This is a genomic window from Pseudoalteromonas sp. DY56-GL22, assembly GCF_041414715.1.
In the GTDB taxonomy this organism is placed as follows: domain Bacteria; phylum Pseudomonadota; class Gammaproteobacteria; order Enterobacterales; family Alteromonadaceae; genus Pseudoalteromonas; species Pseudoalteromonas simplex.
In genome coordinates, this window is sequence record NZ_JANHZR010000007.1 from 35,655 (window position 1) to 50,688 (window position 15,034).

The 15,034-nt window shown below is 41.9% G+C and carries 16 protein-coding genes; 9 read left to right on the plus strand and 7 right to left on the minus strand.

The genetic code is table 11. From position 1 onward, the window contains the following. Window positions 1-68: 68 nt before the first annotated feature. From NO991_RS15240 to NO991_RS15250, 3 genes are all read left to right on the plus strand, one after another. Window positions 69-1,703, plus strand: a complete 1,635-nt coding sequence (locus NO991_RS15240) for an iron ABC transporter permease (protein WP_300362428.1) — start codon at window positions 69-71, stop codon at window positions 1,701-1,703. Next, window positions 1,700-2,743: an ABC transporter ATP-binding protein gene (locus NO991_RS15245; protein WP_166340488.1), complete on the plus strand. Its 1,044-nt coding sequence runs from the start codon at window positions 1,700-1,702 to the stop codon at window positions 2,741-2,743. The genes NO991_RS15240 and NO991_RS15245 overlap by 4 nt, the downstream gene beginning before the upstream one ends. A gap of 61 nt (window positions 2,744-2,804) precedes the next feature. Continuing rightward, window positions 2,805-3,704: a Dyp-type peroxidase gene (locus NO991_RS15250; protein ID WP_187490278.1), complete on the plus strand. Its 900-nt coding sequence runs from the start codon at window positions 2,805-2,807 to the stop codon at window positions 3,702-3,704. Here the strand turns inward: NO991_RS15250 and argR are convergent. Next, a complete protein-coding gene (argR, locus tag NO991_RS15255) occupies window positions 3,701-4,168 on the minus strand; it encodes a transcriptional regulator ArgR (protein WP_054551012.1) in 468 nt (155 codons plus the stop codon). The genes NO991_RS15250 and argR overlap by 4 nt on opposite strands. A 225-nt stretch (window positions 4,169-4,393) precedes the next feature. Between argR and mdh the strand changes: the two genes are divergently transcribed. Next, the gene (gene mdh / locus NO991_RS15260) at window positions 4,394-5,329 is read left to right on the plus strand and encodes a malate dehydrogenase (protein ID WP_054551013.1); all 936 of its coding nucleotides are present in this window, start codon (window positions 4,394-4,396) and stop codon (window positions 5,327-5,329) included. 89 nt (window positions 5,330-5,418) lie between these two features. Here the strand turns inward: mdh and ispB are convergent, their stop codons facing one another. After that, the gene (ispB, locus tag NO991_RS15265; RefSeq protein WP_054551014.1) at window positions 5,419-6,390 is read right to left on the minus strand and encodes an octaprenyl diphosphate synthase; all 972 of its coding nucleotides are present in this window, start codon (window positions 6,388-6,390) and stop codon (window positions 5,419-5,421) included. 410 nt (window positions 6,391-6,800) lie between these two features. Between ispB and rplU the strand changes: the two genes are divergently transcribed. The 5 genes from rplU (at window position 6,801) to NO991_RS15290 (ending at window position 9,719) form a co-directional block, all read left to right on the plus strand. Continuing rightward, on the plus strand, window positions 6,801-7,112 hold the full coding sequence (rplU, locus tag NO991_RS15270) for a 50S ribosomal protein L21 (RefSeq protein WP_036965957.1): 312 nt from the start codon (window positions 6,801-6,803) through the stop codon (window positions 7,110-7,112). Window positions 7,113-7,128: 16 nt separating this feature from the next. Continuing rightward, window positions 7,129-7,386, plus strand: a complete 258-nt coding sequence (gene rpmA / locus NO991_RS15275) for a 50S ribosomal protein L27 (RefSeq protein WP_054551015.1) — start codon at window positions 7,129-7,131, stop codon at window positions 7,384-7,386. Between the two features lie 162 nt (window positions 7,387-7,548). Then, entirely contained in the window at window positions 7,549-8,703 is a 1,155-nt protein-coding gene (gene cgtA, locus NO991_RS15280) for an Obg family GTPase CgtA (RefSeq protein ID WP_138619097.1), read from the plus strand. A gap of 79 nt (window positions 8,704-8,782) precedes the next feature. Beyond that, entirely contained in the window at window positions 8,783-9,262 is a 480-nt protein-coding gene (folA, locus tag NO991_RS15285) for a type 3 dihydrofolate reductase (RefSeq protein WP_166340613.1), read from the plus strand. Window positions 9,263-9,341: 79 nt separating this feature from the next. Next, window positions 9,342-9,719, plus strand: a complete 378-nt coding sequence (locus NO991_RS15290; protein ID WP_054551017.1) for a DUF3718 domain-containing protein — start codon at window positions 9,342-9,344, stop codon at window positions 9,717-9,719. Between the two features lie 166 nt (window positions 9,720-9,885). Here the strand turns inward: NO991_RS15290 and NO991_RS15295 are convergent, their stop codons facing one another. The 5 genes from NO991_RS15295 to pdxA form a co-directional block, all read right to left on the minus strand. Then, entirely contained in the window at window positions 9,886-11,901 is a 2,016-nt protein-coding gene (locus NO991_RS15295) for a methyl-accepting chemotaxis protein (RefSeq protein WP_187490280.1), read from the minus strand. A gap of 141 nt (window positions 11,902-12,042) precedes the next feature. Next, window positions 12,043-12,858, minus strand: coding sequence for a symmetrical bis(5'-nucleosyl)-tetraphosphatase (locus NO991_RS15300; RefSeq protein WP_054550995.1), 816 nt, complete (start codon window positions 12,856-12,858; stop codon window positions 12,043-12,045). A gap of 6 nt (window positions 12,859-12,864) precedes the next feature. Next, on the minus strand, window positions 12,865-13,254 hold the full coding sequence (gene apaG, locus NO991_RS15305; RefSeq protein WP_054550996.1) for a Co2+/Mg2+ efflux protein ApaG: 390 nt from the start codon (window positions 13,252-13,254) through the stop codon (window positions 12,865-12,867). Continuing rightward, the gene (gene rsmA, locus NO991_RS15310; protein WP_054550997.1) at window positions 13,238-14,044 is read right to left on the minus strand and encodes a 16S rRNA (adenine(1518)-N(6)/adenine(1519)-N(6))-dimethyltransferase RsmA; all 807 of its coding nucleotides are present in this window, start codon (window positions 14,042-14,044) and stop codon (window positions 13,238-13,240) included. Before rsmA ends, apaG begins: the two co-directional genes overlap by 17 nt. Next, a complete protein-coding gene (pdxA, locus tag NO991_RS15315; protein ID WP_054550998.1) occupies window positions 14,041-15,033 on the minus strand; it encodes a 4-hydroxythreonine-4-phosphate dehydrogenase PdxA in 993 nt (330 codons plus the stop codon). Before pdxA ends, rsmA begins: the two co-directional genes overlap by 4 nt. Window position 15,034: the final 1 nt, after the last annotated feature.

Consider the following 15,034-nt stretch of genomic DNA (forward strand, 5'->3'; position numbering starts at 1 on the left):
TTCTCGTAACACATTTTTATAAAAGCTGTTTTTTAACAGCTTTTATTTTATCTGGTATTAATCCACTTATGCATGTGAAGTTTTCGCTGTCGCGTTGGCAGCTTATAGCCTGGCTTATTGGCCTGTTGCTTGTTACGCCATTAGGCTTTTTATTATTTGAATCTCTGCAAGGAGATTCAGATGTATTTCAGCACCTTTTCGATACTGTGCTGTGGGATTATACCCGTAATACTCTCATACTCATTGCAGGGGTAGGGCTGCTGAGCTGTGTAATAGCATTGCCGTTAGCTTGGTTAACTGCATATTGCGAGTTTCCTGGGCGTAAGCAATTTGAATGGGCGTTAATGCTGCCTTTAGCAATGCCAACTTATCTTATCGCCTACGTGTATACCGACTTACTTGATTACGCAGGGCCTGTACAGATCGCACTCAGAGACTGGTTTGGTTGGCAATCACCAGACGATTACTGGTTTTTTGATATTCGTACATTGACTGGGGCTATTTTTATGATTGCCTTGGTACTCTATCCTTACTTATACCTAATTTTTAAAACGGCACTCAGAGAGCAGTCTTTTAAACTAGTGCAAGCTAGTCAACTAATGGGGCTATCACCATTACAAAGTTTTTTACGCGTTAGTTTGCCTCTTGGTCGTGGGGCAATTGTGGCAGGGGTTACATTGATCAGTATGGAGGCTATGGCTGATTTTGCTACTGTTAACTACTTTGCTGTGAGCACACTGACGACCGCTGTTTATGATACATGGCTTGGCTATTACTCATTAACCGCAGCGGCGAAAATATCAGGTATTATGTTACTGATTTTGTTTTTAACCATCATGGTTGAGCGCTTTAGTCGTCGCAATCAAGCTGTGTATGAACGTCAGTCAAGCGTAAACAGCGCAACTTTGTATCGCTTAAAAGGCGGTGCGGCATGGGCTGCAAGCTTGGCTTGCACCGTTGTGCTGGTATTGGCTTTTATTCTGCCGGTTGGAGTATTAGTTAAATATGCCATTGTCTATGCAGATGAAGCATGGAATGGGGCATTCTTTAATTACGCTTGGCAAAGCTTTAAAGTGGCTGTAGTGGTGAGCATTGCAACTATCCTATTGAGCTTATTGGTATTGTTTTATCAACGCATTGCGAAGCAAGCTTACCCTTTGATCCCTGGGCGTTTAGCAAGTACTGGCTATGCCTTATCTGGTACTGTATTAGCGATTGCTGTATTGCTTCCATTAACTCAGTTAGATGATGCATTAAATAATTGGCTTGAGCCTTTTGGTCTATCACCAGGGTTACTTTTAAGCGGTACTTTATTTGCGATGATTTTTGCTTATGTTGTACGTTTTTATGCGATTGCGCATGGCGCGCTTGAAAGCAGTTTTTTACGTATTAGCCCATCGTTAGATATGGCCAGCCAATCAATGGGCAAAGGGCCCATGCAAACCCTTTGGCGAGTACATTTACCGCTATTAAAACGCGGTATTTTAACAGCTGGTTTGTTAGTGTTTATTGAGTGCATGAAAGAGTTACCTGCAGCTCTATTACTCAGACCTTTTAATTTTGAAACCCTAGCAACTCATGTTTTTCAATATGTTAGTGATGAGCAATTGGAGCTTGCGTCAATTTCAGCCTTGTTTATCGTGTTAGTTGGGTTAATCCCTTTGTATTTCGTTAATCGTTCGATGGAGCAAAATCACTCATGAGTCATTTGATAATTAAAGACTTAGCTTATCAGTACAATGCGACTCAGGTGTTGAGTGAACTAAACCTCAATGTTGAACAAGATGAAATCGTCTGTTTGCTTGGCGCAAGTGGCTGCGGCAAAACCACCACCTTAAAGGCAATTGCCGGGATTTTACAGCCTGATCAAGGCTATATGAGTATTGATTCAAAAGTGGTCAACGATAGTGGGCTGTTTGTTGCACCGGAAAAACGTAATATTGGCATGATGTTCCAAGACTATGCGCTGTTTCCTCATTTAACGGTAAGCGACAACATTGCGTTTGGTCTTAGCAATATGAGCAAAGCGCAAAAGCGAGAGCGTGTAGATGAAATGCTTAGCCTTGTTAAACTCGATGGTTGTGCACAGCGATACCCTCATCAGCTTTCTGGTGGCCAACAGCAACGTGTGGCAATAGCCCGTGCACTTGCTTACAAACCAAGTTTATTATTACTTGATGAGCCATTTTCGAATATTGATACACAAGTGCGTTTTGAGCTTATTGCAGATATACGCCGAATTATTAAAGCTCAGCAGGTTTCTGCGGTATTTGTTACTCACTCAAAGGAAGAAGCTTTCGCATTTGCTGACACGCTTGCGGTTATGCATGGTGGAAAAATAGCCCAACAAGGCTCTCCTGAGCAGTTATTTAGCCAACCTAACTCAAAGGTGGTTGCAGAGTTTCTTGGTACGGGCATATACTTAACGGCAAAAGTATTAACGCCAACTGAATACGAAACGGCGTTTGGTGTGGTTCACTCATTGACACCGAACAATGCAGATTGTCAGCAAGGTCAAGTGTATATAAGACCGCACCATATTCAGTTGTGTGAAGCTGCGCACAGTGACGCAAACAGTTTAACTATTTTGCACAGGCGCTTTATCGGTACGCGTTATGTATATCGAATTAATATTGCAGGGCAAGAGTGTGAAGTTGCTGCAGAGCAAGACCGCGTGTTAGCTGTTGAGCAACCTGTAAAAATAAAAATAATGCCGCACACAGTCAATTTTTTTCATGATTAGTAATAAATAACAATCTTGAATCCTTGGCTTTGTGCAAATAACGAGAAGCTAAGGATTCACTATGGCGCAAGCGCAATCTGGGATTTGTGCTGAAGCAAACTTACATGGTTTGCACCTGTTTTTTAATGTTTACGATGGCCACGATGAGTCATTACGTAAAAAACTAAAACGCGTTAGCGTCATTCAAGATGAGTTTGCTGATCAGTTCTCAGAAGCCATGCTATCGTGCGTGGTTGCCCTTGGTGCTCAGTATTGGCCGCATATCTTGCCCGAGTTTATTCCTAGTCAATTGCAAAGCTTTCCGAATGTAACTCACAGTGATCATGTGATGAGTGCCCAGCCATTTGATTTGTATGTACAAATTCGCTCAGACCGTGAAGATGTAAACCATCTATTTGCCCTGCAAATCCTAAAATTATTAACACCGGATGTTGAGCTGGTGGAGCAGGTCCGTAATTTTCGGTTTTTAGATGGACGTGATTTTAACGGCTTTATTTATGCAGGCGATACACCTCATGGCCGTCAAAAGCGTAGTACAGCACTTATCGACAAACCGGGTCACTTTGAAGACCAAGGCAGCTATATCCATGTTCAGCGCTTTGTGCATGATTTGAGTGTCTGGCAGCATTTATCGTTATCAGAGCAAGAGCAAATCATGGGGCGCACGCGTCTAGATAACACCTTGATTGTGCCTGCTGTAGAAACCAGTCATGCGGTTCGTAGTGAATTAAAAGATGAGCATGGCCAGCCACTATTGCTAAACCAAAGCATGCCATTTGGTGATGTGCATAAGCAGGGAATTTTAATGGTTTCGTGTGCTGCGCAAGGGGATGCGTTTGAGCAGGTATTAAAGAGTCGCTTGGGGCAGGGCGATTGCTATGATTATTGGCTCGATTTTACTCAAGCCGATATGGGATCTGCGTTTTTCGCCCCGTCAGTAAACTTCTTAAAGCAACTTTAAACGGTATCGAATAAAGTGCGCACGCGATCGAGCGTCACATCGATTTCAGAAATCTTCGCAGGGGCGATAAAAATAGTGTCGTCGCCTGCAATGGTACCGAGTACACCATCCGCCTTACCGAGTGAATCAAGTAAACGAGCAATTAATTGTGCTGCGCCTGGACTGGTGCGAATGATAATCATCATTTCGTTATGCATAATATCAATAACAAGCTGACGCAGCGGGCTTTTCGCTGTTGGCACACCCATCTCAGCCGGTAAGCAATAGACCATTTCTTGTTTTGCATTACGAGTACGTACTGCACCGAACTTGCTTAACATGCGAGAGACTTTACTTTGACTAATATTATCAAAGCCTTGCTCTTTTAATGCTTCGACAATCTCACCTTGTGAGCCGAAGTTTTCTTCTTTTAATAGCGCTTTAAACGCTTTGATCAGTGCTTCTTGTTTGTCTTGTGGTTGCATGTTGCCGTTTCTTTATTCATAAAATGTAGGGTAATTCTACACAACTCTGCATATTTATGCAGTATTAGTTTACAAAGTCGTCCAAAATGCTGTGTCTTTACAGCCAAGTTTACAACTATGGTCGAAATTATACGCGAAATAAGCAGGATAAATTTGTTTTTAGTCGCTAATTTCATTATCTTTAGGGCCACAAATATTTCCTACCTCAAATTACGGAGAATTCCAATGAAAGTTGCTGTTTTAGGCGCAGCTGGCGGTATCGGCCAAGCATTGTCTTTATTATTAAAAACAAGTTTACCTGCAGGTTCTGAATTATCGTTATACGATGTTGCCCCTGTTGTTCCTGGTGTAGCGGTTGATCTTTCTCACATCCCAACAGACGTTAAAGTTGAAGGCTTTGGTGCTGACAGCTTAGACGCAGCATTAGCTGGTTGTGATATCGTTCTTATCCCAGCGGGTATGCCACGTAAGCCAGGCATGGACCGTGCGGACCTTTTCAACGTAAACGCAGGTATCATCAAAACATTAGCTGAAGGCATCGTTAAAAACTGTCCTAAAGCGTTAGTAGGTATCATCACTAACCCAGTAAACGGCACAGTGCCAATCGTTGCTGAAGTATTCAAAAAAGCGGGTACTTACGATGCAGGCCGTGTATTCGGTATCACAACGCTTGACGTGATCCGTTCAGAAGCATTTGTTGCTGAACTTAAAGGTTTAAGCGCAACTGACGTTAAAGTTCCAGTGATCGGCGGTCACTCAGGTACGACAATCCTTCCTCTTCTTTCTCAAGTTGAAGGTGTTACTTTCACTGACGAAGAAGTTGCGGCATTAACTCCACGTATCCAAAACGCAGGTACTGAAGTTGTTAACGCTAAAGCGGGTGGCGGTTCAGCGACTCTTTCTATGGGTGCAGCTGCAGCACGCTTCTGTATGTCTTTAGTTAAAGGCTTACAAGGTGAAGAAGTAGTTGATTACGCATACGTTGCAGTTGAAAACGGTGACGCAGCATACTTCGCACACCCAGTTCGTCTAGGTAAAAACGGCGTTGAAGAAATCCTTTCTTACGGTGAGTTAAGTGCATTCGAAGAGCAAGCTAAAAACGACATGCTAGCTACACTTAACAAAGACATCCAAGAAGGTGTTGATTTCATCAACGGTTAATTCCGACAGATGATAGGCGATTTTTTAAATCGCCGAAAACAAAAAAGCCTGCAAATGCAGGCTTTTTTAATGGCTCGAATAAATAGTGTTTAGTGATCGCGGGCAACGGCGATACGGGCCAAACTCTCTAAGGCTTGTTTGTACGGTGTATCTGGTAAGAACGCAATACAAGCAATTGCTTTGTCAGCTTCTTGCTCAGCTTTTTGCATTGCAAACTCAAGGGCCTTAGTGTCAGCTAATGCCGCTAGAATGCTTTCTAAATGGTCCATACCATTACCAAGCTCAATTGCTTCGCGTACTAGCTTAACTTGCTCTGGTGTGCCTTTTTGCATTGCGTAGATAAGCGGTAGGGTAGGTTTACCTTCAGCTAAATCATCGCCAATATTTTTACCAAGTTGCTCGGCATCAGCGTTGTAATCAAGTACATCATCCACTAATTGGAATGCAGTGCCAAGATGCATACCGTATAAGTTTAATGCTTCAAGGGTTTGTTTGTCTTGCTCGGTAATAATTGCAGCAAGGCCGGTTGCAGCTTCGAACAATTTTGCCGTTTTGCTGTAAATAACCTGCATATAGCTTTGTTCTGTGGTGTCAGGGTCATTACAGTTCATTAGCTGTAATACTTCACCTTCAGCGATGACATTGGTTGCATCCGCTAAAATTTGCATGATTGGCATTTTACCTAGGCCAACCATAAGCTGAAATGAACGTGTATAGATAAAGTCACCGACCAAAACGCTCGCTGCATTACCAAACTCTGCGTTGGCTGTAGGCGTACCACGGCGCAAATGTGACTCGTCGACAACGTCGTCATGCAATAAAGTGGCGGTATGAATAAATTCGATGATAGTGGCAAGCGTAATATGGTCTTTGCCCTCATAACCAAGTGCTTTTGCCGCTAAAATGGCCAACATAGGACGAACGCGTTTACCGCCACTGTTTACTATGTATAAACCGAGTTGGTTAACCAATGCGACATCTGAGCGCATTTGGGCATGTATAAGTTGATTGACGTCATCCATTTCATTTTCGATTAACGTCTGGATAGCTTTTATATCCATTGATCTCCGAGCCAATATTTATGGGTATACGGGGCTGATTGTACAACAAAAAAAGCGCTTGCTCGATATTTTGTGATGATTCAGTAAAAAAACACTGTAAAGTTTTTTATTTGAGATCAATTTTGCCAAGATAAATTTATAACCTTGATTAATAAGTGATCAGCTTTTTGAATTTTAAAGGTGCGTATTATTAGCGTAATTTAATTGTCATGAGATCGTAAAAACCGCTTGGCATGTGGTGTTTTTAGGATAGAATAGGGGAAAATATTGAATTGCTCTCAATGCAGCTATTTTTTATTCATTTTATCGAAAAAGAGGCTTGCTAGTTTTTGCACATTAGCGTAAACTTCGCGCCCTATTGAAGAATATTTTAGTTGCGTCGATTTGAGGGCGCACAGACGGAGTTAATTATGTACGCGGTTTTCCAAAGTGGTGGTAAACAGCACCGTGTGACTGAAGGTCAAACAATTCGTCTTGAGAAATTAGACGTTGAAACTGGTGCAGCAGTTGAATTTGATTCAGTACTTTTAGTTGCTGATGGTGAGAAAATCGAGATCGGTGTACCGTTCGTAAACGGTGGTAAAGTAACAGCTGAGGTTGTTTCACACGGTCGCGGTGAGAAAGTTAAGATTGTTAAATTTAGACGTCGTAAGCATTCTCGTAAGCAAATGGGCCATCGTCAATGGTTCACTGAAGTTAAAATCACTGGCATTAGCGCTTAATTAGAGGTACTGAGAAATGGCACATAAAAAAGCAGCTGGTAGTACTCGTAACGGTCGTGATTCAGAAAGCAAACGCCTAGGTGTTAAGCGTTTTGGTGGCGAATCAGTTCTAGCGGGTAGCATCATTGTTCGTCAACGTGGTACTCGTTTCCACGCTGGCGCAAACGTAGGTATCGGTAAAGACCACACTATCTTCGCAAAAGCAGATGGTAAAGTTCAATTCGAACAGAAAGGTCCTTTAAACCGTAAATACGTAAATATCGTAGCTGAGTAATCATCTCGATATTTGAAAAACCCCGCCTTTGCGGGGTTTTTTGTTTTAAGGCACATAATCGTGCGTATAAATATATACCTAAGCGCCTTGGCATTGGGTGCTGAATAGGGCACTTAGGTATATAATAGAGTTATTAACAAGCCAATCTTAAAGTGAGTAATCATGAAGTTTGTAGATGAAGTAGAAATTCGTTGTGACGCGGGTGATGGCGGCAGCGGTGTCGTATCTTTCCGACGTGAAAAATATGTACCAGATGGCGGTCCTGATGGCGGCGACGGCGGCGATGGCGGCAGCGTTTATCTACAAGCCGATGAAAACTTAAATACGTTAATTGATTACCAATTTGAGCGTTTTCATAAAGCAGAGCGCGGCACAAATGGTCAAAGCCGTAACATGACTGGTAAAAAAGGCGCTGATTTAACGCTTAAAGTGCCTGTTGGTACACGTATCATTGATGTTGATACTGAAGAGTCATTAGGTGATTTGACCAAGCATGGTCAAAAGGTTGTTGTTGCAAAAGGTGGTTTCCATGGCTTGGGGAATGCACGTTTTAAATCAAGTACAAACCGCGCTCCACGTCAAAAAACACTAGGTACACCTGGTGAAGTTCGCAGCTTACGTCTAGAGCTAATGCTACTTGCTGATGTTGGCTTACTTGGTTTACCAAATGCTGGTAAATCAACGTTTATCCGTAGTGTTTCTGCAGCTAAACCAAAAGTGGCAGATTACCCGTTTACGACGCTTATTCCTAATCTTGGTGTAGTACGCCCAGATGCGAATAAGTCATTTGTAATTGCTGATATCCCAGGTCTAATCGAAGGGGCTTCAGATGGCGCAGGCCTTGGTATTCGCTTCTTAAAACACTTAGAGCGTTGTCGTGTATTACTGCATATCATTGATGTTATGCCTGTTGATGGCACAAATCCGGTTGATAATGCCTTTGCGATTATTAATGAGCTACACCAATACAGCCCTAAACTTGCTGAAAAGCCGCGCTGGTTAGTATTTAACAAAATTGACCTATTACCAGAAGATGAAGCTGAAGCCCTGTGTAATGAAATTGCCGAAGAGCTAGGTGAAGAGGCTAATGTTTACCGTATCTCTGCTGCGAATAAACAAAATACTCAAGCATTGTGTCATGACATTATGGCGCTACTTGATAGTATGCCGAAAGAGAAATTCGCTGAAGAAGAGAAAGAAGAAGTTGAATTTAAGTGGGATACTTACCATCAGAAAGCGACCTCTCAAGACGATGATGATTGGGATGACGACTGGGATGATGATGACTACGACGTAGAAGTTATCTACCAACGATAAAATTTAAAACTGAAAAGGAGCCATGCGCTCCTTTTTTATTAATAAGAAAAAAGTATTAAGGTTTAGTGTGAAAATTTCAATGATTGCTGCTATGGCAAATAACCGAGTAATTGGCCAAGACAACCAAATGCCATGGCATTTACCCGCCGATCTGCAACACTTTAAAAAAGTAACCATGGCAAAGCCTGTGATCATGGGCCGCAAAACGTTTGAATCAATAGGCCGCCCTTTACCAGGTCGTCAAAATATTATTATCACGCGTAATGTTGATTACACAGCAGAGGGTATTGAGGTGGTTACTTCTCCAGAAGCTGCGCTGAAATTGGTTGCTGATGTTGAAGAAGTTATGATTATTGGTGGCGGAAATATATACGAACAATTCCTGTCTCAAGCAGATCGTCTATACTTAACATTCATCGACCTCGAAGTGGCCGGTGATACGCAATTCCCAGATTACGAAAGTGTTGCTAATTGGACAGTTGCCGAGCAAGAAAAGCATCAGCCTGATAACAAAAACCCTCACTCGTATACTTTTGTAACCCTGTACAAAAATTCGTAACATTATTGCGGTAAAATTAATTAGTTGGTACAATATTACACAATCTTGGTAAGAAAAAAGTATTACATAAGGGCAAAATATGATGAAGTTACCAAATATGTTACTTGCAGCGGCTGTTGTATCAGCGTCAGTTGCGTATACAGCACCAGCAAAAGCTGATGATCAATTAGCGGTTTCTATCTGTGAATATATCGCAGCTGATGATAAAAACCGTTTGCGTAGTAAGCTTAAAAGCTCACGTGTGAAAATTCGTAACATTTTTGATGCTGTGAAATGCAATGGCAATAACATGCTTCGTCATGCAATCGAAAGCGGCGCGGCAGATACTGGTGAGTATATTGTTAAGAACTTATCAAAAAGCTCTTTAGAAGATGGTGCTGATATTGCTTGGGCTGAGTCGAACGGTCACGGTGGTTCACCACTAATCGCTGTTATTAAAGACCGCGCAGGCCTTTAATTGAAACGCAAATAGAATTTAAGAAACCGCACTCGTTGCGGTTTTTTTATGCCTGAATAACAGCTTATAAAGTGAATAGATACAAAAAGCCGTGTTTGTTTTCACAAACACGGCTTCTATATTTTGTTAGCTCGTAGCTCGTAGCTCGTAGCTCGTTTACAGCTTCTTAAACTTTAAACGCATCCACCGATAAACGTAGTTCTTCAGCCAGTTTTGCTACTTCTGAACTTGAAATATTGGTTTGGTTTGCGCCTTCAGCTGTTTGTTCAGCAATTGCTACAATCGACTCTAAGCGTTCGCTAATTTCTTGTGAAACTTGCTGTTGCTCATGAGCAGCTGTTGAGATCTCTTCACTTACGTTGTGAGCTTGCGCAACGGCTGCAGTGATTGAATCAAGGGCGGTATTTGCAAGGTCTGATTGCTCAACACATGACTCAGCTTGTTGTTTACCTTTCGACATTGCTGATACAGCAGCCTCAGCGCCAACCTGAAGCGATTCAATCATAGCTTGAATCTCTTGAGTCGACTCTTGTGTTTTGCTCGCTAGAGAGCGCACTTCGTCAGCAACTACGGCGAAGCCTCGGCCTTGTTCACCGGCACGGGCTGCTTCGATGGCTGCATTAAGCGCAAGTAGGTTGGTTTGCTCAGCAATGCCACGAATAACATCTAAAATGCCACCGATTGAAGCGCTGTCTTTATGAAGTTGGTTGATAACTTGCGATGCATCATCGACTTCACGAGCTAGTTGCTCAATGGTTGCTTTATTTTGTGATGAAATGCCTTTGACACGATCTGCTTCTTTATCAGCGTTCTTTATTTCACTAAGAGCTTGTTGTGCACTGCTACTTACCGCTTGTGATGTACTGCTCATCTCAGTTGTTGCCGTTGCCGCTTGTTCAACCTGTGCTTGTTGATTACGTATAGCTTGGCTAGATTCTTCAGTGATTGCCGATGTCTCTTCAGAAGCAGCAGCTAGCTGTGTAGAGCGAGAGATTATACCTTGGATAAGCGTACGCAAACTTTCAATTAGCGTATTACAGCTACGTGATAGTTCACCGAATTCGTCTTTAGCTGAGTCGTCAAGACGCTGTGTCATGTCACCGCTTGCCACGATATCAAGGATACGGTTTACTTCAGAAAGGGGCTTGGTTATACGATTAACAGTCACAGCAGCAACGATGATAGCAATTAAAGTAGCAATCACCATGGCAACCCAAGTCCAAATAGTTGCTGTTGAGACATTACCGCTGACATCTTGCTGCAAGTCAAAAGCCAGCACTGTAGCTTGGTCAACTAGTTCTTTTAATTGCTTTAATGCTTCACTAGTAGAGTTTTCTGCGTTTGCTAATTCAGCTTCTGTTTTAGCAATTGCATCAATTAAACGTTTTTTATTTGCAGATAAACTGTTATTACCACGAACATTATCTGAAAGCGTTTCAAAGTAGCCGTTTAAATCATTATACAAACCGGCGTTATTATCAATAATTGCTGGGCGAATGAGCCCTAAACTACGCTCAACTTCTTCTAAGTAATAAACCTGTTCATTTTTTACGATGTCTAATGTGTTGAGAGTTTTCACCGTTAGCATATCAGTGCTGTTAGTGACGACTGATTGGAAGTTGTTTTCCATGTTATTGGCGGCTTGATAAGCACGTGAATGGTTTTCTTCAAGTCCATCTATATCAATAATATCAAGCACCACTGAATTTGCATCTTCAGCACTGATTTCGATGTTTTCAAGCTGGGTGCGTAGTGTTTTATTTAGCTCAAGTTGAGTTTGTTTATCTGCAAACAGGTTGTCGACAGACTTAACAAAGCGCTTATAAGTTTGCTCAACTTGTTGGCTGCTTTGTTTTAGCTTTGGATCGTTGCTAACAATTTGTTGAAGCTCTTGGTAGGAATTATCATATCGTTTTTTTTGTTGGTTGAAATTTTTTCTTAATGTCGCCAGTTCATCTTGCGCATTAGTATAAAAACTTGCCTGAGCTGACTTACTCATTAAAATAAATTCAACCTGTAACTCATAACTCTTATCGAGAGCTGGCAGCGAAAGCTGGTTAACTCGCTGTGTTGATTGATCTATGTTGGTAATTTTTACCAACGAGTTACCACCAATAAAAAGCAGGAGTAACGTAATAACAATAAAGCCACCCCAAATGCGCTGTCTAACGGTCAAGTTCATATGCAATTCCAGAAAATAGTACTAATCAACACTTATCGGCAAGGTTGCCAATTAGTTAAGTATTTAAATTTAATTAGCTTTAAATTAAATTTATTTTAATTGTTATAAATCTAACAGATGTTCAGCTATTTTTCAGTTTATTTAGATAAAAGAGTGGGATTTTTCGACGAAATAGTCTTTTGTGTTGAGTTCCATTAGGGTCATTGCGCCACCCCAAACACAGCCTGTATCAAGTGCGTGGATGTTTTCTTGTTTGACTTTACCTTCTAAAGCAGCCCAGTGGCCAAATGCAATATGCTGTTTTAACTTAGAAATATCAGGGTGATCGAACCAAGGTATTATTGAGCTGTCTTCACTAATACTGGTTTTGTTTGCAAAATCGAGTTCACCTGTAAGGTTTACGAACCGCATCCGAGTGAAATAATTAACAATATAGCGAAATTTAGCTTCACTACTTAAATTCGATTGCCACTGTAACGGATGGGGATCGTACATATTGGCGAAGTAATGAGTTGCATCAGCTCCTTGATAGCATTGCTGGGCAAAACTAGCACGTTTCAATGCTTTTTTTATTGACCAGCTAGGATTTAGGCCAGCATGACTTATCAGCATGTTATAGCGTTCAAGCCAAATAGCTAATGGCTGTTGCTGTAAAAAATGAATATATTCAGCGCGTTTTGGACTATTAAAAACATCGGCCAGCTTATCTTTGGGGTTTGCAGGTTTATTTAGATAATGACAAGCGATAAGGTGTAAATCATGATTACCAAGGGTAATAGTTACACTGCCTTGCATAGTATGAAGACGCTCGAGACAGGCGAGTGAGTCAGGACCTCGAGCGACTATATCGCCGACTAAGTAAAGGTGATCTTGGCTTGGGTTGAAGTTGACCCGTTTCAATAACGCATCAAATTCACTATAACACCCCTGTAAATCACCAATTGCATAATCAGCCATCGTTATTTAGTGCAATATGTTTGGGCGAGCTAAACGAAACACCTCGATTGGTGCTTCGAATTCAGTCCCAAATTCGTTACGCATGGTGTAATGACCTTGCATTGTCCCAACTGGGGTATCAAGCACAGCGCCACTGGTGTATTTGTAGCTTTCACCTGGGGCAATGGTTGGGGTTTCACCAACAACACCTTCACCTTGTACTTCCACTTCTTTGCCGTTAGCGTCAGTAATTAACCAATAACGGCTCAAAAGCTTAGCACTGCATAAACTGTGGTTTTTAATGGTGATAGAATAAGCAAAAACGTATTTATCTTGTTCAGGCTCTGATTGACCTTCTACGTAGAAGGTCTCAACCGACACCTTAATTGGAGAACCTAGATTACTGCTTGTTGTCATAAATCCAATTAGCTATATCAATAAATTGTTGTAAAGACAGGCTTTCAGCACGCAGCGTGATATCAATGCCGATGCTTGTTAGTTCTTCAGCTGTAAGTAAGTTAGATAAACTATTACGCAGAGTCTTACGGCGCTGATTAAAGGCTTCTAAGCATACTGTGTTAAGAAGTTTTGTACTTTTAGCTGAACGCTGTTCAGGCTTTTTAGGGATCAAACGAATTACTGCTGAATCGACCTTAGGGGCTGGCTTAAAGCACTCTGGTGGCACATCAATCACTGGCATTGCGTGACAGTAATATTGTGTCATTACACTCAAGCGGCCAAAAGCTTTGCTGCCTGGGCCTGCGACCATACGTTTAACCACTTCTTTTTGCAGCATAAAGTGCATATGCTCTACGTTATCTGCGAACTCAAATAAATGGAATAACAGCGGGGTCGAAACATTGTAAGGTAAGTTACCAAAAATCTTTAATTTTTCGTCTGACTTGATCAAAGAGCTAAAGTCGAACTTCATTGCATCGCCTTGATGCACTGTTAACTTTGGCCCTAAAAATGGGTGGCTCGTTAAACGTTCTGCTAAGTCTTTATCTAACTCAACAACCGTTAGGTGGCCACTTAAATCAGCGACTGGCTCAGTGATAGCACCAAGACCCGGGCCGATTTCTACTAAATTATCTTCAGGTTTAGGATCAATGGCCGTGACGATTTTGTCGATGATCATGTCATCGTTTAAAAAGTTTTGACCAAAACGCTTACGAGCGCGGTGTCCTAAATGTACTTTATCTGTCATTGATTCTGTGCTTTTTCATGGGCGAGCTTAATTGCTTCGCGGATCGCTAATTCAAAACTACCTACATCAGCAGTACCTGTGCCGGCTAAATCGAGAGCCGTGCCGTGATCTACTGAGGTGCGAATAAATGGCAGGCCAAGAGTGATGTTGACCGAATTGCCGAAACCTTTGTATTTTAGCACAGGTAATCCCTGATCGTGATACATTGCAAGCACTGCATCTGCTTGCGAAAGATATTTATCTTGGAATAGGGTGTCAGCAGGCAATGGGCCAATTAAGTTCATACCTTGGTTATTTAAGAGCTCAAGAGTTGGCGTTATAGTGTCAATTTCTTCTGTGCCTAAATGACCATCTTCGCCGGCATGTGGGTTTAAGCCACATACGAGAATGCGTGGCTTTTCAATGCCAAACTTTGTTTGTAAGTCATGATTTAATATTGTGGCTACTTTGCTTAAACGCTCAACGGTGATTGCGCGCGATACATAAGCAAGCGGTATATGCGTTGTAACAAGCGCCACGCGTAAGCCTTCTGTAGCTAACAACATCACCACATCAGCAGTATTTGATTGCTGTGCAAAATACTCTGTGTGACCGCTGAACGAAATCCCCGCTTTGTTGATAATCCCTTTATGAACAGGGCCTGTAACAACAGCAGCAAAAGTACCATCCATATTTTTTTCACTGGCAATGCGCAGTGTATCCAACACATATTGACCGTTAGCGTCATTAAGTACGCCCACTTCAACGTCAGTGCCTAAATCTACTTGGTGTAAGTAAACGCTGCCTGCAGGGGCAATGCTTGGTGCTTGGCTATCATCGAAGTCAATTAAATTGATATCTAAACCAAGCAACTTAGCGCGCTGTTTTAATAACGCGCCATCAGCAATCACCACCAGTTGGGCATCCCACTGGTGCTGCGCTAACTTGATAAGTAAATCAGGGCCAATACCAGCTGGCTCACCTGGGGTAATTGCAATTCTAATGGTCATA